This window comes from Bordetella tumulicola, from assembly GCF_965138755.1.
GTDB classification, from domain to species: domain Bacteria; phylum Pseudomonadota; class Gammaproteobacteria; order Burkholderiales; family Burkholderiaceae_B; genus Bordetella_A; species Bordetella_A tumulicola.
In genome coordinates, this window is record NZ_CBCSFP010000003.1 from 93,867 (window position 1) to 115,523 (window position 21,657).

Here is a 21,657-nt window from a genome sequence, read left to right on the forward strand (position 1 = left end):
AAATGACAATTCCGTAATGTTCGGAACTTTACGAATTCGTAATCAGGGTGTTTGCGAATTGACGAGGTTCATTTTGTAGAGTGTCACCAACGCTTAACGAAAAGCGTGTAGGCGACGCAGCCGCGCGCCTGCAGCATACGGAACATGGAGATTTTTATGCTGATTCGTCACACCCGCAATGTACTGATACTCGGTGCCGCGCTCACTCTGCCTTCCATCGCCCAATCGTCGGAGACCTGGCACCAAACTGACACTGAAATCGGTTACGAGACTGCCCCCAGTCACGCCACGGGAGGGAAGACAGCTGAGCAAGTTCGGGCAGAACTTGCGGAGGCCAAAGCCGACAAGCGTGCATGGGCATTGCAGTACAGGGGCCTACCCCTGCCGGCGTCGGCTCAGCAAGGTAGTGGGCGTACCCGAGCAGAGGTCCGGGCGGAAGCAGAGGCAATGAGCGAAGACGAACGAGCTCGGCTCAAGGAGATCTATACGCCCAGCTAAGGCTCGTTATATACGGTCAAATCTCCGTCTGACCCTGCGGGGTTGGCAACCCCGGGAAATGCCTGGACTAGAATATGTCTACATCGCCATTCTTGGCATTTCCTTTACACGATGCCCATGAAAGTTCTGGTAATTGAAGACGAGAAGAAACTCGCCGAGTACCTACGGCGGGCACTTAGCGACCACAACTATATCGTGGACGTGGCGGCCGACGGTCTTGCCGGCCTGCATCTTGCGAAGGAAATCCAGTACGACCTCATACTGCTCGACATTATGCTGCCAGGAATGGACGGCCTGAGCGTTCTGAAGGAGTTGCGCAGGAGCAGTCGCGTTCCTGTGTTGATGCTTACAGCAAGGGATAAGCTTGAGGACCGTGTTCATGGGCTGCATGAAGGGGCCGACGATTACCTATCCAAACCGTTCGCCATGTCCGAGTTGTTAGCTCGAGTTCTCGCTCTGGGTAGGCGCAGCGGCTTACACCCCCCCCAAACAGATGGCCCAAATTTACTACGGGTCGGAGACCTCGAACTTGATCTTCTGCGGCGGCGAGCAAGCCGTAATGGCCAGCGCTTGGACCTCACGGCTAAAGAGTTCACGCTTCTGGCGCTATTGATGCGTAGACAAGGAGAGGTGCTGTCCAGGCTGGATTTAGCCGAACAAGTTTGGGATATGAATTTCAATAGCAACACCAACGTGGTGGAAGTCGCTGTCCGGCGTTTGAGAGGCAAGGTGGACGATCCCTTTGAGAGAAAGCTTCTGCATACCGTACGCGGGATGGGCTACGTGCTAGAGATTCGGGAGCCCTGATGGCAATAAAGCGACCGGAATCGCTAAGAGCATGGCTTTCGTGGTGGCTCGCCATCCAGACGTTTATGGCGCTTAGCCTCGTGTGCGTGGCGGTCTATTACGCTACGAACCTTAATCTAGCCCGGCGTCAGGAGGCCTTAATACAACAAAAAGTTGAAGTTGTACGGCACGTAGTTGAAGAGAACGGTGCAGACGATGATGCGGCAAGAATGCGGCATAAGCTGGAGGACTTCTTCTACGGTCGCCCAGAGTTTACCCTGGTTCTGGAAATCGATGGGCAACGTGTGGTTTTCGGCAATCCCATTGACAACGACCCCACCCGAGAACGCCGCATCTCATTCACATTGCCGTATCCTGGAACGCCCGGCGACTCACTGACGGCAGAGTTGATCCTGGACATATCCGACGATATCCGTCTCCGCAAGGGACTGGCTGGGACGTTGTTCGCTTGTGCGCTATTTGGCGCCGTCGTTGTCGCCGCTATGGGAACTGTGACGGTGCGAAAGGCATTGGCGCCGTTGGACTCACTCGTACAGCAGGCGGCTAAACTATCACCAGATCGCATCGGTGAACGCCTCGATGAGAAAGGGCAGGCAAGGGAGATCCTGCCTCTTGTACGCCAGTTCAACGCCGTATTGCAGAGGCTAGAAAGGGCCTACGTCCAAATGGAGGGATTCAACGCCGACGTAGCCCATGAGATGCGCACACCGCTGACCACCTTGATTGGCGAAACTGAGTTAGCCCTACATAAGCGGCTCGATCAGGAAGAGCTGCTGGACATCCTGGGATCAAATCTGGAAGAACTGCAACGCTTATCAAGTATCGTAAAGGACATGCTATTTCTATCGCAAGCTGATCGAGGTGCTAGAGTCAGAGGGGCATGGGAGCCGAGCGTGTCGGCGATCGTGCAAGAGGTAAGTCAATATCACGAAGCGGAAGCACTGGAGGCAGGCGTGGTGCTCGCAGTGGTGGGTGACGCCGCTTCTCAAATCGACCGTCCTTTATTTCAACGGGCAATATCAAACTTGTTGTCCAACGCTATTCGCTATGCCAGTGCAGGTAGCACTATAGAGATCGCTATATCTTCTACCGCTGCGGGCGAACTGACGGTAGCGGTTCGCAACGAAGGCGAGCCGATTTCACCCGAACATTTACCACGCCTGTTCTACCGCTTTTACCGTAGCGATAGCGCGCGGGAATTTGATGCTAACCATCATGGACTGGGTCTTGCCATCGTATCCGCCATTGCCCGCATGCATGGCGGCGATACCTTTGCGAGATCTTCTGGGCGATACACAACGATAGGCTTTCGCACTCAAGTCGCCGAGCAACAAGGGAGACAAATCTCGGATAGCGACAGCATTGCGTAGAGTCAGATGTTTGCCGTTGATCTGTGTGTAGTCTTCCACAGCGTCTACGCCATCTACTATCGACCTGACGATAAGACCGCAACGATTATGCGCGTACTGCACGGTGCACGCGGCCTCGCTGCGATCTTGACCAAGGCAGGCTTGGAAGCGAATAGGATCAAGCGATGGCCAGGCACTTTCGATCCTTGTAGACATATGTCGCAACGACGTCAGATGTGAGGATATACGTAAACGTCGCCAAGACCTCATCAACTCCGAGTGCAGCATCGACGTTGCCTACCCTAACCGCCAAACCAAGGCCGCAAGTGTTACGGCGAGCACTGGCAGTGTCAACACTATACCGACCTTGAAGTAATACCCCCAGGAGATGACGGTGCCTTTGCGCTCGAGTACGTGCAGCCAGAGTAGCGTGGCCAAGCTTCCGATGGGCGTGATCTTCGGTCCCAGATCGCTACCAATGACATTTGCGTAGATCATGGCCTCTTTCACTACTCCGTCGGCTTGGCTAGCATCAATGGACAATGCACCTATCAATACGGTGGGCATGTTGTTCATGACAGAGGAAAGAAAGGCTGCCAGAAAACCTGTGCCGAATGTCGCGGCCCACATGCCCTGCTCTGCCAATCCCGACAACATGTCGGCAAGATATTGTGTCAGGCCGGCATTGCGCAACCCATAAACCACCAAGTACATACCCAGTGAAAAGATCACAATCTGCCATGGCGCTTCACGTACGACTTTGCGGGTGCTGATGATATGACCTCGACCGGCGACAAGTAACAAAACGGCAGCCCCCACCGCGGCAACCGCGCTGACCGGCACCCCGAGCGGTTCCAGACCAAAGAACCCGACGAGCAACAAGGCCAGGACCGCCCATCCGGCCCGGAAAGTCCCAGGGTCTCGAATCGCGGTAGCCGGATCTTTCAACTGAGTCACGTCATAGGAAGTCGGGATACTCTTACGAAAGTAGAGCAGCAATACGACAAGCGTAGCGGCAACTGACACGATGTTGACCGGCACCATGACTGCGGCGTACCGGTTGAAGCCAATATCAAAGAAATCCGCCGAAACGATGTTGACCAAGTTCGAAACAATCAAAGGCAAGCTGGCCGTATCGGCGATAAATCCGGCCGCCATGACAAAGGCCAAGGTGGCTGTGGAGCTGTAGCCCAGCGCCATCAACATCGCCATGACGATCGGCGTCAGGATAAGCGCTGCGCCGTCATTCGCGAAAAAAGCCGCCACAGCCGCACCGAGCAGCACGATCAAGGCGAACAGCGCACGGCCGTGCCCTCTTCCCCATCGCGCTACGTGCAAGGCCGCCCACTCAAAGAACCCCGCCTCATCAAGCAGCAGGCTAATAATGATCACAGCAATGAACGCGGCCGTCGCATTCCACACGATGCCCCAAACCACGGGGATATCTGTCAGGTGGACGACGCCAACCAACAAGGCCACGATGGCACCAAAGGCGGCGCTCCACCCAATACCAAGCCCTCTGGGCTGCCAAATGACCAAAATCAAGGTCAAGACGAAGATTGCGACAGCTGCGATCATGGGAAATTACTCGTATGATTTTTCTTAGTTTGAAGAAGAAAGGATGCGCCGTATTGGCACATACCCTTCCTTATGCTCTGCGGGAAATCCGCTCCCGCGAAGTTCTCACGACTGGGAAAACTGCGCACCGATATCCTTCAGTTCGCGCTGGATAGCCGCCTTGTCCAAGGTGGCCAGGGGCAAATTCGCAAAAATATTTATCCGGGCCGAAATCTGGCGGAACACCTTGTCAAACACCTGACGTTTCGCTCCATCGCTTCCTTGAACCGCGGCCGGATCCTCGAACCCCCAATGCGCCGAAATAGGTTGGCCAGGCCAAACCGGACAGACCTCTCCGGCGGCGTTGTCGCATACTGTGATAATGAAATCCATCTGCGGTGCGTCGGGCGCGGCAAACTCATCCCAGCTCTTGCTGCGCAGGATTTCGAGCGGATAGCCCAGTATCTGGACCTTATCGATCGCGAACGGATTTACTGTGCCTCCGGGATGGCTGCCGGCGCTATAGGCACGAAAGCGCCCTTTTCCCAAGGTGTTTAGTAGCGCTTCCGCCATAATGCTTCGAGCCGAATTTCCCGTACAAAGGAAAAGAACGTTGTAGACCTTGTCAGACATGTTGCGCCTCTTCAGATAGGTTTCTTGGAACGCGCCGCCCGAGCAGGCGCAGGTTTTGATTTAGCAATCGACGGCATGGGAGCACAAGATCCGCCACCACAGCAGTTCTCAGTCAAGTACGTGAGAAGATCTGCCATCGCTTCGAAGCGAGCCTCGTAAATCACAAAGCGCCCTTCCTGGCGAGATCCTAATAGCCCGACATATACGAGCTCTTTGAGGTGAAATGAGAGCGACGACGGCGGAATGCCACTCTTCTCCGATAGTTGGCCAGCAGCCATGCCGTCAGGTCCCGCCTGCACCAAGAGGCGAAAGATAATCAAGCGAGACTCTTGACCGATTGCGGCAAGTGCTTTGACTGCGTCATTTATTTCCATATTTCGACTATATTAGAATAATCAAAACCAGTAAAGCGCTTTACCTTGTTTGCGACGTCGAGCTCCGCATAAAAAGGCGGGGCGAATGCCGGATCGGCATTGCCCCTAAATTCGTCAACCATCGACGATTTCTGACGTACTACTCTACTACTCTACTTCCCTACTTGACTTCCTTACGTCCCGATGCGCCCCCCGTCGTCCTTGGTAATCACGATCGTGGCGGACCTCGGCCGAACTCCTGCCCCATACCCGAAATTGCTCGGCCACTGGCTGGTGTATTTCGATGGATTGGCAATATCAGCTTGACTGGTGTTCTCGCCTGGATGCTGGATATTGACAAAAATCGCCTTGCCATCTGGAGTTTCACAAAAGCCCGTAATCTCGCACCCGACAGGCCCGACGAGAAAGCGCTTGAGCTGTTCAGCCGCCGGCGGTTGCCCTACATAGGTATCCACGGTAAGTGCGCTGCCATCAGCTTTCGTGTAATTGAGGGACTTTTTCTCGCCATCACCAACCTGGCCAGGCCGTGCCGCCAGCATCATGCAATTGGTCACGTCGGTATAGGCACCGTCATCGGTCTGAAACCAGCACAGTCCCGTAGCCTCGCTGAATACCAAGCCGTCGGGGCTCGAGAAATCTTGATCATCAGTGAGGTTTGACAGGTTGATAGTGCCGGCATCCGCGTCAGCTTGCGCACCGAATAAATACACGTCCCAATCGAATTGATCGCCGCTGCCCGTAGCGGAGGACTCTCTGACACGGAGAATGTGACCATTGGGGTTGCCCATCTGGGCGGTACCATTCTTCATATCGGTGTACACACGCGGATTAGCCGCATCCGGCGCATACTGTGAACCGGTCGGATCAATGCGACGGCTGGTGTTGTTGGTCAAAGCAAAATACACCTCGCCGTTGGCGGGATTCACGCCACACCATTCCGGGCGATCCATCTTCGTGGCACCCGCCGCATCTGCGGCTAGACGAGCATTGATGGCAACATCGGCCTGGTCGGCAAACGGATATGTCGCGGAACTGCTAACAACCGGGTTTTGCAGCGACAGCTCCAACCAGGAACCGGTCCCGTCTTCGGAGAATTTGGCAGCATAGAGCTTGCCGTTGTCCAAATATTTGTCACCTGCGGACATGCGACTGATCGCATCGGCATCCGCGGGATCCCAGTTGGCGGCCGAGACCCATTTGTAAATGTATTCGCCACGAGCATCGTCGCCCATATAGACCACAATAGGCTGCCCTGCAACGGCCTTGCGGAACGCTGCGCTTTCATGAGCGAAACGCCCCAGGGCCGTGCGCTTTTTTGCTTTCCTGCTACGGTCATAAGGGTCGATCTCAACGATGTAGCCTTGGCCGTTCATTTCGTTGCGGTAATCGTCGCTACCATCAGCCGACGTTCCTGATTGGCTTATATTCCAACGAGCATAGCGATCATCCGCACCGGCGGACTCCCATCCGTGGCGCGAGCCGGCACCCTGACTACGCCCGTAGCGCAGAAGCGAAGTCACAGATTTATCATTACCCCGAGCCGCGTCATCGGCGCTGTCGCGGGTGAAGTAGCCGTACCAATTCTCTTCACCCGTCAAGAACGTACCCCAGGGGCTCTTCCCTGTGCCGCAATTGTTCAACGTGCCGCGTGTACGGGTCGCATCGGGCGAATACTTCGTCACGAGTAGTGGATTGCCGCGAGCCGGGCCTGCGATTTCGATTTCACTCAGTGCCGTCAGACGAAAGTTGAAAGACGATTCCGACATAGTCGCCCAGGAATTACCGGTCTTCTGAATTTCGACAACCGAAATGCCGTGAATAGCCACTTCCTTATCTACTTCGGCGGCTGGCCGTGGCAACGTGTTGGTGCCACCGTCCTGGTGCAAGAAGAACGAACTGAAACTCTCGTTCGTCGTGGCTTCGTGATTGACGGCCAGAAGCCCTCGATCCGTGGAGCTGGCCGAAGGCCGGTTGTCTGCGCCCAGTCCAAACCACTCCATGCCGTCGTGATGGTCTCCGGCACGGTTCTCAAAGTCGATGTCCGTACCATCATTCCTGTAGGCCAGCACACCCGCTGAGAGCGGGTCTCCCAGGGCGTATAGCACTTGAGCGGTATATCCCGAGGGCACGATGACGGCATCGGCCAAGCTCTTGGGTACGGCGGTGAAATCAAGCAGCGTTTCCGAAGGTGAAGTCGGCGGCGTTTCGGGACTGTCATCATCGTCATCACTACTGCTTCCACAGGCGGCCAGACCGCCTACGCCGAAGAGGACGGAACCAAGAGTGAGCGTACCTCCTTTGAGCATCCCGCGTCGGCTCAGCCGTGTTTGCAACACCGAATCGAATGTTGGGTTATTCGATGTATTCGAATCTTCGTCATTGAAGTCGACTTTGGGCGTGTTCGTCTTGGTCTTCATATCGTCCTTCTGTCTGGATTTAACGAAGTAAGGAATGTATGCGACGCTGATGACTCTTTCATGACGACACAAACGCAACATTGTCGAAGCGACCACGTTGGTTGATCCATGGCACAACTACAGTCCGCGCATTGAGCTTGGCTGTGGGTGAACCGGCCCCCACCTCCACTATCGCTCCCCTTCCCAGACCCGACTATTAATGAAATTTTTGGCCCTCTAGAGCCCTAATGGCTCGATGGGCGAGTCGCGGTTCGTTTGTAGCTTATGTCATGAAGTTGTCATGTCTGCATTTCATGATGCATGGAGATGAAGAATTATTTAAAAACAGCCTCCCCGGCCTGAACTGCCCCTTTTATCTCAGGAGAAACAAATGAAGTTGTCGACCCTTGCCGCAAGCCTATTCATCGCATGTGCGGGCCTCAATGCTCACGCGCAACAGAACGTGCCGACAGTGCTCATAGACGGATCCAGCACCGTATTTCCGATTTCGGAGGCCGTCGCTGAAGAGTTTCAAAAATCGCAACAAGGCAAAACCCGCGTAACGGTGGGCGTTTCGGGAACGGGCGGTGGCTTCAAAAAATTCTGCCGAGGCGAGCTGGACATCACTGGCGCCTCGCGCCCCATCCGTAAAGACGAAATGGAACTGTGCAAGCAGCACGGCGTAGAGTATATCGAAATGCCTGTCGCTATCGATGCACTGGCCACGATCATCAATCCTTCAAATACCTTCGCAGAGTGCTTGTCGATCCCAGAGCTGAAGACGATGTGGGCGCCTGAAGCGCAAGGCAAGGTGACCAACTGGAACCAGATCAATGATAAGTTCCCGAACGCACCGCTGGTTCTATTCGGCGCCGGCACCGATTCGGGCACTTATGACTATTACACTTTCGCCGTTGTGGGGAAAGAGCACTCCAGTCGCGGCGACTTCACCGCAACCGAAGACGACAACGTGAGTGTCCAGGGCGTCGCCCGCGACGAGAACGCTCTTGGCTTTTTGGGATTGGCCTACTACGAACATAATAAGGACAAGATCAAGGCTGTCGCCATTCGGCAGGATGATGGTTCTTGCGTGCTCCCGTCGGTGGAAAACGCGGTCAACGGTACTTATCAACCGCTGACACGGCCGATTTTCTACTATGTGGACAAGTCGAAGGCCGACAAGAAACATGTCGTGGATTTCATTCATTTCGCATTTGACCCGAAGAACCAAGAAGAACTCGTTTCGGAAGTCGGCTACGTCTCCCTGCCCGCTGAAATCGCGAATTCCGCGAAGGCCAAATTCGATGCGCGCAAGACAGGCTCTCACTTTGAAGGCGGCTCCAAGATCGGCGTCAAGATGACCGATCTCGTAAATTAATCCGCTCACAGTTAGCGAGTCCGGATCGTGGGGCCACGCATAGTGGCCCCACGATGCCCTCAGGAATCCATAGGAACGCCAATGTCCGTCGTTGCCGACAAAGAACGTTTCATACCGAGCCAAGCCTATCGCACTCGGCGACGCACTGTCGACGCTGTAACTCGGGTTTTATTGTTCCTCGCCGCGGGAGCCTCAGTACTTATCACCACTGGAATTGTGTACATCCTGGTCACGGAGTCGTGGGGCTTTTTCTCCCAGGTATCGATCTGGGACTTCCTCACCGACACTCAGTGGACCCCGATGTTCGAGAACCCGCGCTTCGGAATCTGGCCTTTGCTAACGGCGACGCTTTGGGCCGCAGGTATTGCATTGATCATTGCCATCCCGCTGGGCACTGTGCTGGCCGTCTATCTTAGTGAATTTGCGCGCCCATCAGTAAAAGAGGTTGTAAAGCCTTGCCTGGAGATGCTGGAAGCCGTTCCGACTATCGTGTACGGCTACTTTGCACTCCTGCTGTTGACACCGTTTTTTCAGACTTTTATCCCGGGTCTTGGCGGGTTCAACCTGTTGGTCCCTGGCATCGTGCTCGGCATCATGATTCTGCCTTACATCGTATCGGTAAGTGAAGACGCCATGCGCGCCGTACCGAGTTCGATGCGTGAGGGCGCTTATGCCCTCGGAATGTCGCGAGTCCAGACCGCTATCCGTGTCGTAATACCCGGTGCGTTCTCGGGCATCACCGCCGCATACATACTGGGCATGTCGCGGGCAGTAGGCGAAACGATGGTACTAGCCGTCGCCGCAGGTCAAAATCCCAATCTGACCGCCGACCCACGTGAAGGCGCTGCCACCATTACCGCATACATCGTACAAATGAGCATGGGCGATCTGCCGCATGGGAGCTTGGCTTACCAGAGCATCTTCGCCGTCGGCCTAGTGCTGTTCATCATTACTTTCGCGTTCAATTTCTTCGGCCACCTATTGCGCCAGCGTTTTCGGGAAATCTACTGAAATGAATCGTCCACTGATGTCGAAAAGCACGGCCGTAGAGTACGACCCGCAGCTCGCGGCCCGCGTCGGTCGAACCGCCAAGCGGTCTGATTTCATATTTGGGTTGGCGGGTGTGGCGATTCTGATTGTGTCGATGGCCTTGCTGATCGCTTTGTTACTTGACCTGGCGCTTGATGGCGCGGGCCGCATCAACTACGAATTCCTGACTAGCTTTCCTTCTCGCCGGGCTGGGAGCGCCGGCATTCTCTCCGCTTGGGTGGGGACTACGCTTGTCATGGTGGTAACGGCAGCGTTAGCGGTACCCATGGGTGTGATGGCCGGCCTCTATCTGGAGGAGTATGCGCCCAAAAATCTGATTACAACGCTCATTGAGATCAACATAGGAAATCTTGCTGGTGTTCCTTCGATCATATATGGCCTTCTCGCCCTCGGCTTGTTTGTATATATGCTGGGACTAGGACAAACTATCTTTGTCGCGGGCGCCGTGCTGGCGCTACTTATCCTTCCCGTCATCATTGTGTCCACGCGCGAGGCTGTCCGCAGCATTCCTCAGACAGTCAAAGAGGGCGCGTACGGCATCGGCGCCGATAAGTGGCAAACGATGTCCTCCTTTATCCTGCCAGCAGCCCGGCCGGGAATCCTGACCGGCGCAATCGTTGGACTCTCGCGTGCGATCGGCGAAACAGCGCCGGTGATTACCATCGGCGCGCTGACCTATATTGCGTTCCTGCCACCGTCCCCCATCCAAGCCGGATTTCCGTTCATCAACTTCGACTGGCTTGAAGCTCCTTTCACCCTCCTGCCAATTCAGATGTTCAATTGGCTGTCTCGCCCACAGTCCGAGTTTCACGTTAATGCCGCTGCGGCCGGCGTGGTCCTCATTGCGATGACGCTGGTCATGAACGCACTAGCGATCTATATCCGTTACCGTTTGCGCCGTCACACAATGAACTAGCTGATATCGCTGATTAGCGATCAGGACTCCCTCCTAAGCCGAGAATATTCAATGAATGACCTCACTATGCAGAGCCAACCCGTTGATGCACCGGTCGTGATCAAGAGCCCGAGCTCTGCGGCCACCGCAGTCCCCACCACGCCTGTTAATTCGATACTAGTGCCCCCGACGGTACCGCTACGGGCGGAAGCGAAGAACTTATCATTCTGGTACGGCGAATTCCAAGCACTGAAGGACATCAATCTTCCTATAGCAAAAGACCGAGTCACCGCCCTTATTGGAGCGTCTGGCTGCGGAAAAAGCACCTTGCTGCGGTGTTTCAATCGTATGCACGACCTGTATCGCGGAACTCGCTATGGCGGGCAGATCAACTTATTACCCGAGCAAAGCAACCTGGTCGACCTCAAGTCCGATCCGATTCTGATTCGACTACGGATTGGCATGGTGTTTCAAAAACCCAATCCATTCCCCAAATCCATATACGAGAATGTCGCCGCGGCACTAAAAGTACGAGGCATCACCAACCGTTCAATTCTGGATGAACGCGTTGAATCGGCGCTACGCCAAGCTGCGCTCTGGGATGAAGTAAAGGACCGGCTTCATTTGTCTGCCTATGGGCTCTCAGGCGGCCAACAACAGCGTTTATGCATCGCACGTACGCTTGCTCCTAACCCGGAAATAATTCTTTTTGACGAGCCGACATCAGCGCTGGATCCAATCGCGACCGCGAAAATCGAAGATCTTTTCAATAGCCTTCGAAATCAGTACACCATCGTCATCGTCACACACAACATGCAGCAGGCCGCGCGAATTTCCGACTACACCGCATTTATGCACTTGGGGCAAATGGTTGAATTCGGACCGACGGATGATTTTTTCCTCAAGCCAAGGCACGCAATGACCGGCGACTATATCACCGGCCGCTTCGGTTGAATTGGGCTCGCGGCGAGAACGGCAATGGATGCGTTTCTGCGCTGCGACGCAACTACGTGCGACGGATCGATTGCCACAGCTATCGGCGCAGGCCTTCTCAGCGGGCGCCCATTTCTGCTATCGATACTCAATCAACGAGCACCAAAACCAAAAGCGCCAGACGAGTGCCTATCGTTCGGGATACATACGCCATCGTTTTCCCTGCAGCAGTCTTGCAACAGCAGCTCGAGCAAGCCGTAGAGGCCCTCCAAGTTAGCGCGATACCGTACTTCCTCTTGTGTCCGCACGCCTACAACCAAGCCGGCTTTGGCTAAGCTGGCCAGGTGTTGAGAAACCGTGCTCCGCGGTCCACCGACCAAAGACGCCAGTTTGCCGGCCTCGATACCGTATGGCTCCTGTTGAATAAGAGTCCGCAAAATGCCTAGGCGGGTCGTGTGACCGATGGCGCCAAATGCGGCGGCAACATCCAGATTCTCCGACCGTGAGCAAATCGGAATATCGATAGCGCTGACTGTCGCTTGCGCCCGGCTTGCGGGAATATCTATCGCATCCATTACCATTCCATATGTCGTGAATTACAGACATAATGCAATCCTTACATGACAAATTTATGACAGTCGTATTTCTGTTACTACAATTATTCAACTATTGTTGTAGTATTGAGATATGGATAAAAACACCGCCATTCCTATCTTTGAGTCGTTGGCCTCGAGCGTACGGCTCGACATCTTTCGCCTGCTTGTACGCGCCTCTCCCGAAGGCTGCGTCGCCGGCCAGATCGCCAGCGAATTACACCTGCCGCCCACCAATCTTTCGTTCCACCTGAAGGCAATGACCCAGGCCGGACTGCTGACGGTCGAACAGGAGGGCCGCTATATGCGCTATCGGGCCGACATCGCGTTGATGTACGGTCTAGTGGAATATCTGACGGCCGAATGCTGTACGGGTTTGAGTGCTGCCTCGGTAGATGACGCTGAGGGATGTGTGCCATGAACGCCCAAGATGCTCGGCACGCCGATGTCGTCATCATTGGTGGTGGACAAAGTGCTCTCGCAGTCGCGTATTTCCTGAAGCGCACCGATCTGACATTTGTGTTGCTGGACGCTGCGCCTGAATCTGGTGGCGCCTGGCGCCTTGGTTGGGAATCCTTGCATCTATTCTCACCTAGCCAATGGAGTTCGCTGCCTGGCTGGCCCATGCCTGCCACCCAAGGCTATCCGACACGTGGCCAGGTGGTTGACTACCTATCCCGGTACGAGGACCGATACGGTTTTGCCGTGGAACGCCCGGTGCGGGTCACGGCGGTTCGACGTGAGGACTCTGATTTCGCTATAGAAACTGTCAACGGGCAATGGCGCAGCCGGGCCGTCGTCAGTGCAACTGGGACCTGGAGTACGCCCTATATCCCCCCCGTTGAGGGTATACAGACCTTCAACGGGGAACAGATTCATTCCGCGCACTACCGCTGCCCTACTCCATACGCCGGAAAGCGAGTGCTCGTCGTGGGCGGGGGCAACTCGGGCGCCCAGATCCTGGCGGAAGTATCGCAAGTCGCGCAAACGACCTGGGTCACGCAAGCGGAGCCCTTGTTTCTGCCAGACGATGTCGACGGTCGCGTCCTGTTTGAGCGAGCTACGGCGCGCTGGCAAGCACTGCAACAAGGCAAGGCTCCTGAGAACCTTCCGGGGGGCTTTGGCGATGTGGTCATGGTCCCACCCGTGCGTGAGGCCCGTGCTCGAGGCGTACTGCAATCCGTGCGGCCATTCATCCGGTTCACGCCCGAAGGTGTCATCTGGCAAGACGGTACGTCCACTGCCATAGACGCGGTGATCTGGTGCACAGGGTTCCGACCCGCTCTGGATCACCTGGAGCCTCTGGGAATCGTACATCCGGACGGCAAAGTGCGCGTTCATGGCACCCAAGCCGTGGAGGCCCCAGGCCTTTGGCTTGTTGGCTACGGCGAATGGACTGGGTTTGCTTCGGCCACGCTTGTTGGCGTAATGCGTACTGCAAAGTCTACTGCGGTAGAGGTTACTGCCCATATCAACACCCCTTCTCTCCTATCACCTTGAGGACTATCATGAGCGACGTCACCATCTACCATAATCCCCAGTGCGGGACCTCCCGCAACACCCTCGCGCTGATCCGAAATTCCGGCGTCGAGCCGCAGGTCATCGAGTATCTGCAAACCCCGCCAGACCGCGCGACCCTGATCGATTTGATCTCGCGCGCCGGTTTGACGGTGCGCGAAGCCATCCGGCAAAAGGGCACGCCTTATGCCGAGCTCGGCCTGGATGATCCGGCACTGTCCGATGAACAGCTCATCGATGCCATGCTGGCCAACCCAATCCTCATCAACCGTCCCTTTGTCGTCACTGCGGTGGGCGTACGGCTATGCCGGCCATCCGAGTTGGTTCTGGACATTCTGGAACAGCCACAACGAGGCGCCTTCGTGAAAGAAGATGGCGAGGCCGTCATCAACGAGAACGGAAAGCGCGTCAGCTAAGCGACGATGATGCCATCCTCTGCGGCAATCAACGGCGGCTCCTCTCCCGTCAAGGCGCATGGACTGATTACCGCCCTCGGGGTGGGTCAGATATGCTCTTGGGGGTCGCTTTATTACAGCTTTCCGTTGATCGCGGAGGCAATGGGCGCCGAACTTGGATGGAGCAAACCTGATTTGTATGGCGCGGCGACGCTCGGCCTGGTCCTCGCCGCGCTGGCGGCATACCCGGTCGGCGTCGCGGTGGATCGAGGGCACGGCCGTTGGGTCATGGGGCTGTCGTCTTTACTCGCCGCGGTGCTCTTGCTGCTCTGGTCACAAGTGACCTCGCTTGTCGCCTTCTATGTGCTGGTAGCTGGAATAGGCGCTCTACAGGCCGCGACGCTGTACGAACCCGCATTCGCAGTCATTGCCCGAAGAATGGGGGCAAGCCAGTCCCGCAGCGGAATAACGGCGCTCACATTGTGGGGCGGATTTGCCAGTACGGCGTTCATCCCACTGGTGCAATGGCTGCTCAACGAGTGGGGATGGCGCGAGGCGCTGATCGCCTTAGCGGCGGTCAACGGCATCATTTGTACCGGTGCCTATCTGATCTTTATCCAACCGACGCGTGATGCCCAGCCAGAGGGCGATATCGATCCTGGCCACCAGCGACAACAAAGCAAGGATGCTGTCCAAGCAGCGTTGAAACGCCCCGTTTTCTGGGCGCTGCTGTTATCACTGACCGCGTACGCGGCAATGTTTTCGGCGTTCACTTTTCATATGTACCCGTTGCTGCTCGAGCGCGGTCTCGATACCGCCTCAGTCGTACAAGCGATTGCGTTGATCGGCCCAGCCCAAGTCGCCGGCCGCATCGTCGTCAGCATGTTTGCAGCCCGCGCATCAATGCGTATGGTCGGTACAGCCGTGGTGACCGTATTCCCGCTAGCCTTTGGCGCCCTGGCGTTTCTGAACCTCGACTTTCTGACTGTTGCCGCGATCTGCGTGACCTACGGCGCAGCTAACGGGATCTTTACCATCGTTCGCGGCATGGTGGTTCCGGAAATGCTCAGCCGGCACGCCTACGGCGCTATTAACGGTCTGCTCACCGTGCCCATGACATTTGCACGGGCTGCCGCACCACTGGGCGCCGCCGCGCTATGGGGGCTTAGTTCGTCCTACGCCAGCGTGCTCGCTGCCATCCTTGCAGTGGCATTTGTCTTGGCTACGGCATTTTGGTTCGCCGCCTGGCTCAGCCGCCCTACTCTTGAACTTGCACATGACTAAGCGTGTTTAAAATGACTTACTCCTCCCCCTCCGATCTCGAACTGCCCGGCCTGGAAGAGGCATTGCTCGATATCCCGACTCATGAGAAGTTGGCACTATCGAGCGGCTCAGATCACGCACCCCGGATTTTGCTGCTGTACGGCTCACTGCGTGAGCGATCCTATAGTCGCCTACTTACCGAAGAGGCCGCCCGCATACTGACTCGCTTAGGTGCAGAAACTCGAATTTTTGACCCTCGCGACCTGCCTTTGCCCGATAGCGTACCAGCCGACCATCCAAAGGTGGCAGAGTTGCGGGCGCTGTCCATTTGGTCCGAAGGACAGGTGTGGTGTAGCCCAGAGCGGCACGGGAATATGACTGGTGTCTTTAAGAGCCAGATCGATTGGTTGCCATTGGAGACCGGAAGTGTCCGTCCCACGCAGGGGCGTACTCTGGCTGTCATGCAGGTGTCGGGCGGCTCTCAATCATTCAACGCAGTCAACTCGTTGCGCGTTCTGGGACGTTGGATGCGGATGGTGACCATCCCGAACCAATCCTCTGTGGCCAAGGCATTCCAGGAATTCGATGAGGCAGGCCGGATGAAGCCGTCCCCGTATTACGACCGCGTCGTCGATGTCATGGAAGAACTATACAAATTCACCTTGCTTGTTCGTGATCGTAGCGATTACTTGACCGACCGATATAGCGAACGCAAGGGGATGGCGGAGGACATCGCTCGACTCGGTCGCCAAGCCATGGCGCATGAATCGGCAGCCCAGTGAGTGGAATTATCTCTGCACGCTAAGCAGTAACGTCTGGGACTTGACGAAGCTTGATTAATTCCATATATCAAAAACGTATGGAATTAACGTCCAGCCTCAAACCTCATTTCAGGAGACAGGCCATGAAGCGGTTCCATGTACACGTATCGGTAGAAAACCTGGACAAAAGCGTCCAGTTCTATTCCACTCTCTTTGGCCAAGCTCCGTCGGTCGTCAAGGCCGACTACGCCAAATGGATGCTGGACGATCCTCGCATCAATTTCGCTATTTCTCGGCGAGGAGAAACAGTTGGCGTTGATCACCTCGGCCTCCAGGTTGATTCGGAAGAAGAACTGCTGGATTTGCGCAGCCGACTCGAAGTTGCCGACATTGGCTTTCGTGTGGAGTCTCAAATAGGGTGCTGTTATGCCCGCTCTAACAAGCACTGGACTACCGACCCAGCCGGCGTCGCATGGGAAACGTACCACACACTCGGCAGCATACCCACCTTCCACGCCCGCGAAGAGAAAACCAGCACAGCGGCGTGCTGCGCCTCTGACTCGGGGCAGGCGGGCACGTTCAATACACGTCGAGAAACGACTCGGGCAAAGCACTGTTGTTAGGAACGTCAATGCGATAGATATTTCATCGCAGAGGAGCCAGCCATGTTCAACAAAATTGTGGTCGATTACAACCTTACGCACCTGCGTCCAGAAGCACTATTGGCATTGTTGGACATGGCTCAAGCGAACCACGCGACATTGACATTCAAAAGGCCGTCATGATCCTGCCTTGAGCTCATCTAGGCCTTTACCACTAATGTGGCCCTTCCCTTCAATGCTGTGTCGCCTCATTTTCTGCCAAAGGTTCTTTCGGGAAATTTGCAGCGCGTCGGCCGTCTCTTGTATCCGTCCACCGTGGCGGCGCAATGCCTCTTCGATGTACAACCGTTCACAGGTTTCTTGATAAGAAACTAACGTGGCTTCGCCCTGCGGTAACATGGCAAACTGTGTGCCAGTACCCGTCTCTGCCTGGTCTGGGAAGATATCTGCCGGCAGCAAGACATCTGCTTGACTGACCAGACAAGCGCGCTCTATCCGATTATGGAGCTCGCGAATATTGCCGGGCCATGCGTATGTTTGCATCTTCATCAACGACAATGGATGGAGAGATTTCACCGGCTCGCCAAGCCGTTGCGCGATACTACTTGCAAATCGCTTGGCTAACCACGAGATATCCTCAGGCCGTTTCCTTAATGGCTCTACCTGCAGAGTAATGGTGTTGATCCTGTAGTAAAGATCCTCCCGAAACTCACGATTAGCGACCATATCTGGCAGAGCTCGATTCGTGGCACAGATGAGGTCAAACACCGTTGACGTATCGCGTTCGGCACCCAAACGACGAATGTGCTTTTCCTGTATCGCCCGCAACAGTGCAGCCTGTAATGCAAGCGACAACTCACCCACCTCATCCAGAAATAAAGTTCCACCGTGAGCTTGCTCGAAAAACCCCTTTTTGCTTTTTTCAGCGCCAGTAAAAGCACCTCGCTCGTAGCCGAAGAACTCCGCTTCAGCCAGCGTGGGCGCGATAGCTCCACAGTTGACGGCGACGAAAGGCCGTATCGTTGATTCAGCGCTGGCTTGGCGGTGGATCAGGCGTGCCAGCACTTCCTTGCCCACGCCTGATTCGCCAGTCACCAAAACGGCGGACGCCCGACCGGCGACCCTGGGAACAAGCCGGTACAAGTCACGTGCCGCTTGGGACACCCCTAGCTCTATGCTCTCGGCATACACCAGATCGGGCGGCATAAAGTCACGTACCCTCTGGACCAGCGTGGAGATATCGAACGGCTTTGTGACGTAGTCTTTGACGCCCAGCTTCAGCAGACTGACCGCTCGCTCAACCGTCGCATAGGCGGTCATCAGGATAAAAGGGGGCACGGTACAGCCTTCAGCAATCATCTGACAGAAGAGTTCGTCACCGTCAATATCGGGTAATCTCACATCACTGACAATAATGGAATAGGCGTTGGCCTTGATCGCCGCCTTGGCTTGTACTGCACAGGCAAACCAATCCGTTTGCATGCCTTCCAGGCGAAAACGCTCGACGATAGACTCCCCCATGATGACGTCATCTTCAATCAAACAAACATGGGGCTGGCTCATGATTGCACCTCCTTGCTCGATACCTGCTTGTCTTCGTAAAGTGGCAGTGTCACAGTGAATGCGGTGTAATCCAGCTCGCTCAACACTTCGATGGTGCCCTGCATCTGCGTCACTATCTGGTAAGTCACCCACAGCCCCAAACCTCGGGTCTTTCCTCCGCTCTGATTGTCAACGCGGAAGGGTTCGAAAAGATGAGCAAGGGCCTCTTGGGGAATAGCGGTCCCAGAGTTGGCAATTTCTATCCTCAGCACCTTGTCCGAAACCGTTGTTGCGCAGCTCACACTGCCTCCGGGCTCAACTGCATTCTTGGCGTTAATCAGCAGATTCAGCGTCAACTGTCGAACCAAATGCGATGGCAACGATAATACTTGGCTGATAGGAACATTCCAAAGCAATAGGGCGTGTTTATCAACGAGCTGAGGCTCTATCAACATCCTCAAATCTTGCCAGTCGGCTGGAGTTATCGACGACGAGTCCAACCGAGCCTCCACCAATAACGCGTTGACCGTAGTGCGAATCTGCTGAAGGCCGCGGCGCGTCAGTCCAATGGTCCTACCGGTCAATTCATCATATTGACCATGCTTCTCTAGGGTATCCAGTGCATTGAGCATTCCACCCAGCGGATTATTGATTTCATGTGCGACACCAGCGGCGACTCGTCCTACCGCCGCCAGCCGCTCGGCAGCCACCATGTCTCGCTTAAGGGCCTCCTGGTGTTCCAATTGAGCCAGCATTGAAGAGAAGCTACGCCCCAAAACTGCAATCTCGTCGCTACCTCCTTTCGGAATCGACAGATCAATATTCTGTATCGGCTCACGCCCCACGCGCTGTGTCACGTGCGCTAAAGACAGTAGTGGGCGAGCGATCTTATTCCCCCACCACCAGCCGATTAGCAACAACAGCAGCAAGCCCGGTATGCTGATAAGCAGCACCTGCCTGACGAGGCCATTCAGGCGCTGCCGCCAAACTCGAAGGTCATACGCAACCAGTACATATCCGGCCAAGCCCGCATCTTCCGATGTGATGGCCGCGCCAGCTACCGCAAGCGAGTCTTCAAAACGGTCTGTTGCATTGAAAAGAAACGTCTCATTCCCCTCTCGCAGCGTTTCCGCAGTTGCGCGCAACGCCGGGGGGAGTGCTGCAATGGAGGACAAAACAGCATACCGATTTGGATCCGATGCGGCATATACCCGCATACGCGGGTCGATCACAATGATCGCCTTTAATCCCGAACCGCCATCTCCGGCTGCCATCGGAATGCGCAGCGCCTCATAGACGCGCCATAGATCATCTCGTACCAAAGGCTCACGCACGGAAAGAGACAGAACTTGGATCAGGGCCAATGCACTTTGGTGTGTGTCGCGTAGCATGCCGACATACACAGTCCGCAGCAGCGTAAAGGTCACGACAACTTCAGTCAGAATAATCGCTGCCGCCAGAGCGAGTGGAACCTTATAGCGATAGCTGACCCGTGACCAAGGACTCCAACGGCTCAGGTTCATGTGGCCTCCGAGCCGGCTTGGTCGCCAGCAGATACTTGTACCAAGCGCCGAATTCCATCGTACAGAGAATCTCCTCTCTCCACGAATCTATCCAAAATCAGACGGTCAAGGATAAGCCGGCCATCCGGGCGGTTGTGCATCTTCAATAGCGCTTCCTGTAATGCCTCAACGGTATCCGAGGCCACGGTATTACTAATAACGATGGGGGGGAAGCCATAATCCGGCGATCGCCAGGCCACGCGGACGTTTTCCGAGAGTGCGGGAAACCTCAATGCGATGTTATCGAACACATATCCGTCCACTGCCCCACCACTGGCGAGCCCAGCTGATACGGCTTCGACAACTTTGCTATGGGCAAAAGTGAAAAACGTCTTACGGAAGAAACTCAGAGGATCGAAGTGAGTGGATATCAACTCAGTCCTCGGCACAAGAAAACCTGAATTCGACAACGGATCACTGTAGGCAAAAACACGATCACGGAGATCTCTAACATCCTGCGTATCATCATCTGCCTTTGGCACGATCAGATAGGACTGGTAGAGCGGCTCTCCCCTGTACTGCGGCACGGCCAAAAGACGCAATCTATCCGCATTGAGTACATAGGGGTATCCGCAAATCCAGGCAGCATCGATGTGCCCTCGCAGCAGCAAATCAACGATTTCACCATAGCTACGGCGCTGAACGAATTGAACATCTCGCCTTAATGAGGCCTGTAGGTCTGCACGCCAGATCTCGAGCAGTTGGAGCTGATCATCAAGGAAGACAGGCGTAGTACCCAAACGGATTGGCGTCTCCGCCTGACTCAACTTGGCTGTGGCGCAACAGGCAATCGCTGCCATACCGCCAATAAGGTACCTACGGCGGTTACCAAACGGTAACGCAGGGCGCGGCGCCGCCGGGCCAATGTTACCTAGCTGGAACGACATCGCACCCATCTCCTGGTTATTTGTCTCTGTACACCTGATCCTTTCGGAATTGGCACATCCTTTGCTTATAGCAGGTACAGAGTACTGAAACCGTCATTTCGTTTCAACCGGAATTAACGACATGTCAGAGACCCCTATTTTGACCCGACGCGGCTTTCTCAAGGTCAGTGGATCAGGCGGAGTGGCAGCCGCTGCGGCGCTGATTCCTATCGCTTCGGTTCACGCCCAGCCCGCCGAGCCCACAGCAACGGGTGTATCCCTACCCTATCCTGAAAAGTCCATTGGAGCGGCAAAGCAACTCACTGTCGAAGCGCCGCTGCAGTTCACCTATCCAGATGAGGGGTCGCCCTGCGTAGCAGTCAAACTCGGACGTCCAACCCCGGGCGGCGTTGGCCCTGAGCGTGACGTCGTGGCATACAGCACGCTGTGCACGCATATGGGTTGCCCTACGGTGTTCGACGGAAAAACCAAGACGTTCAAGTGCCCGTGCCACTTCAGCGAATTCGACGCCGAGCGGGCGGGACAGATGATATGTGGACAGGCAACGGAGAACCTCCCCAGGATTCTTCTGCGCTATGACACTGGCACCGATGCCATTGCCGCGGTCGGCGTCGAAGGCCTGATCTATGGCCGTCAGGCCAACGTTCTCTGAAACGGAGGTACT

The 21,657-nt window shown here is 55.5% G+C and carries 22 protein-coding genes; 14 read left to right on the top strand and 8 right to left on the bottom strand.

What is annotated here, in order from left to right; translation table 11 throughout:
* Positions 1-156: 156 nt before the first annotated feature.
* The 3 genes from ACNAZS_RS10680 to ACNAZS_RS10690 all read left to right on the top strand — a co-directional run bounded on the left by ACNAZS_RS10680 (position 157) and on the right by ACNAZS_RS10690 (position 2,675).
* Positions 157-498, top strand: coding sequence for a DUF4148 domain-containing protein (locus ACNAZS_RS10680; protein ID WP_415789065.1), 342 nt, complete (start codon positions 157-159; stop codon positions 496-498).
* A gap of 117 nt (positions 499-615) precedes the next feature.
* Positions 616-1,305, top strand: a complete 690-nt coding sequence (locus tag ACNAZS_RS10685) for a heavy metal response regulator transcription factor (RefSeq protein WP_415789067.1) — start codon at positions 616-618, stop codon at positions 1,303-1,305.
* Positions 1,305-2,675, top strand: coding sequence for a heavy metal sensor histidine kinase (locus ACNAZS_RS10690; RefSeq protein WP_415789069.1), 1,371 nt, complete (start codon positions 1,305-1,307; stop codon positions 2,673-2,675). Before ACNAZS_RS10685 ends, ACNAZS_RS10690 begins: the two co-directional genes overlap by 1 nt.
* A gap of 276 nt (positions 2,676-2,951) precedes the next feature.
* On the opposite strand, the gene ACNAZS_RS10695 is transcribed toward ACNAZS_RS10690, so the two are convergent.
* From ACNAZS_RS10695 to ACNAZS_RS10710, 4 genes are all read right to left on the bottom strand, one after another.
* Positions 2,952-4,232, bottom strand: a complete 1,281-nt coding sequence (locus ACNAZS_RS10695; RefSeq protein WP_415789071.1) for an arsenic transporter — start codon at positions 4,230-4,232, stop codon at positions 2,952-2,954.
* 105 nt (positions 4,233-4,337) lie between these two features.
* Positions 4,338-4,844: an arsenate reductase ArsC gene (locus tag ACNAZS_RS10700; RefSeq protein WP_415789073.1), complete on the bottom strand. Its 507-nt coding sequence runs from the start codon at positions 4,842-4,844 to the stop codon at positions 4,338-4,340.
* Between the two features lie 11 nt (positions 4,845-4,855).
* Positions 4,856-5,218, bottom strand: a complete 363-nt coding sequence (locus ACNAZS_RS10705; RefSeq protein WP_415789075.1) for an ArsR/SmtB family transcription factor — start codon at positions 5,216-5,218, stop codon at positions 4,856-4,858.
* A 173-nt stretch (positions 5,219-5,391) separates the two neighbouring features.
* Positions 5,392-7,635 (bottom strand): PhoX family protein, encoded by a 2,244-nt coding sequence (locus ACNAZS_RS10710; RefSeq protein ID WP_415789077.1) that lies wholly within the window; start codon positions 7,633-7,635, stop codon positions 5,392-5,394.
* A 370-nt stretch (positions 7,636-8,005) separates the two neighbouring features.
* Here ACNAZS_RS10710 and ACNAZS_RS10715 point away from each other — a divergent pair, with 370 nt between their 5' ends.
* The 4 genes from ACNAZS_RS10715 (at position 8,006) to pstB (ending at position 11,891) form a co-directional block, all read left to right on the top strand.
* The gene (locus tag ACNAZS_RS10715; RefSeq protein WP_415789079.1) at positions 8,006-8,992 is read left to right on the top strand and encodes a PstS family phosphate ABC transporter substrate-binding protein; all 987 of its coding nucleotides are present in this window, start codon (positions 8,006-8,008) and stop codon (positions 8,990-8,992) included.
* Between the two features lie 81 nt (positions 8,993-9,073).
* Positions 9,074-10,003, top strand: coding sequence for a phosphate ABC transporter permease subunit PstC (gene pstC / locus ACNAZS_RS10720; protein WP_415789081.1), 930 nt, complete (start codon positions 9,074-9,076; stop codon positions 10,001-10,003).
* 1 nt (position 10,004) lies between these two features.
* Positions 10,005-10,958 carry a phosphate ABC transporter permease PstA gene (pstA, locus tag ACNAZS_RS10725; RefSeq protein ID WP_415789083.1) on the top strand — a complete coding sequence of 318 codons (954 nt, stop codon included), beginning with the start codon at positions 10,005-10,007 and terminating at the stop codon, positions 10,956-10,958.
* Between the two features lie 51 nt (positions 10,959-11,009).
* Positions 11,010-11,891: a phosphate ABC transporter ATP-binding protein PstB gene (pstB, locus tag ACNAZS_RS10730; protein ID WP_415789085.1), complete on the top strand. Its 882-nt coding sequence runs from the start codon at positions 11,010-11,012 to the stop codon at positions 11,889-11,891.
* Between the two features lie 131 nt (positions 11,892-12,022).
* Here pstB and ACNAZS_RS10735 read toward each other — a convergent pair whose 3' ends face one another.
* On the bottom strand, positions 12,023-12,445 hold the full coding sequence (locus ACNAZS_RS10735) for an ArsR/SmtB family transcription factor (RefSeq protein ID WP_415789087.1): 423 nt from the start codon (positions 12,443-12,445) through the stop codon (positions 12,023-12,025).
* A gap of 112 nt (positions 12,446-12,557) precedes the next feature.
* On the opposite strand from ACNAZS_RS10735, the gene ACNAZS_RS10740 reads away from it, so the two are divergent.
* From ACNAZS_RS10740 to ACNAZS_RS10765, 6 genes are all read left to right on the top strand, one after another.
* Positions 12,558-12,884: an ArsR/SmtB family transcription factor gene (locus tag ACNAZS_RS10740; protein ID WP_415789089.1), complete on the top strand. Its 327-nt coding sequence runs from the start codon at positions 12,558-12,560 to the stop codon at positions 12,882-12,884.
* Positions 12,881-13,963 (top strand): ArsO family NAD(P)H-dependent flavin-containing monooxygenase, encoded by a 1,083-nt coding sequence (locus ACNAZS_RS10745; RefSeq protein WP_415789091.1) that lies wholly within the window; start codon positions 12,881-12,883, stop codon positions 13,961-13,963. The genes ACNAZS_RS10740 and ACNAZS_RS10745 overlap by 4 nt, the downstream gene beginning before the upstream one ends.
* A gap of 8 nt (positions 13,964-13,971) precedes the next feature.
* On the top strand, positions 13,972-14,397 hold the full coding sequence (gene arsC, locus ACNAZS_RS10750) for an arsenate reductase (glutaredoxin) (protein ID WP_415789093.1): 426 nt from the start codon (positions 13,972-13,974) through the stop codon (positions 14,395-14,397).
* A 6-nt stretch (positions 14,398-14,403) separates the two neighbouring features.
* A complete protein-coding gene (locus ACNAZS_RS10755) occupies positions 14,404-15,660 on the top strand; it encodes an MFS transporter (protein WP_415789095.1) in 1,257 nt (418 codons plus the stop codon).
* 11 nt (positions 15,661-15,671) lie between these two features.
* Positions 15,672-16,421, top strand: coding sequence for an arsenical resistance protein ArsH (gene arsH, locus ACNAZS_RS10760; RefSeq protein ID WP_415789097.1), 750 nt, complete (start codon positions 15,672-15,674; stop codon positions 16,419-16,421).
* A 122-nt stretch (positions 16,422-16,543) separates the two neighbouring features.
* Positions 16,544-17,023, top strand: coding sequence for an ArsI/CadI family heavy metal resistance metalloenzyme (locus tag ACNAZS_RS10765; RefSeq protein ID WP_415789099.1), 480 nt, complete (start codon positions 16,544-16,546; stop codon positions 17,021-17,023).
* A gap of 156 nt (positions 17,024-17,179) precedes the next feature.
* Here the strand turns inward: ACNAZS_RS10765 and ACNAZS_RS10770 are convergent, their stop codons facing one another.
* The 3 genes from ACNAZS_RS10770 to ACNAZS_RS10780 are packed head-to-tail and all read right to left on the bottom strand — an operon-like array spanning position 17,180 to position 20,993.
* On the bottom strand, positions 17,180-18,565 hold the full coding sequence (locus tag ACNAZS_RS10770) for a sigma-54-dependent transcriptional regulator (protein ID WP_415789101.1): 1,386 nt from the start codon (positions 18,563-18,565) through the stop codon (positions 17,180-17,182).
* Entirely contained in the window at positions 18,562-20,067 is a 1,506-nt protein-coding gene (locus tag ACNAZS_RS10775; protein ID WP_415789103.1) for a sensor histidine kinase, read from the bottom strand. The genes ACNAZS_RS10770 and ACNAZS_RS10775 overlap by 4 nt, the downstream gene beginning before the upstream one ends.
* Entirely contained in the window at positions 20,064-20,993 is a 930-nt protein-coding gene (locus ACNAZS_RS10780; RefSeq protein WP_415789105.1) for a substrate-binding domain-containing protein, read from the bottom strand. The genes ACNAZS_RS10775 and ACNAZS_RS10780 overlap by 4 nt, the downstream gene beginning before the upstream one ends.
* A 121-nt stretch (positions 20,994-21,114) precedes the next feature.
* On the opposite strand from ACNAZS_RS10780, the gene ACNAZS_RS10785 reads away from it, so the two are divergent.
* Complete coding sequence (locus tag ACNAZS_RS10785) at positions 21,115-21,645, top strand: arsenate reductase (azurin) small subunit (protein WP_415789107.1); 531 nt, start codon at positions 21,115-21,117, stop codon at positions 21,643-21,645.
* Positions 21,646-21,657 lie beyond the last annotated feature (12 nt).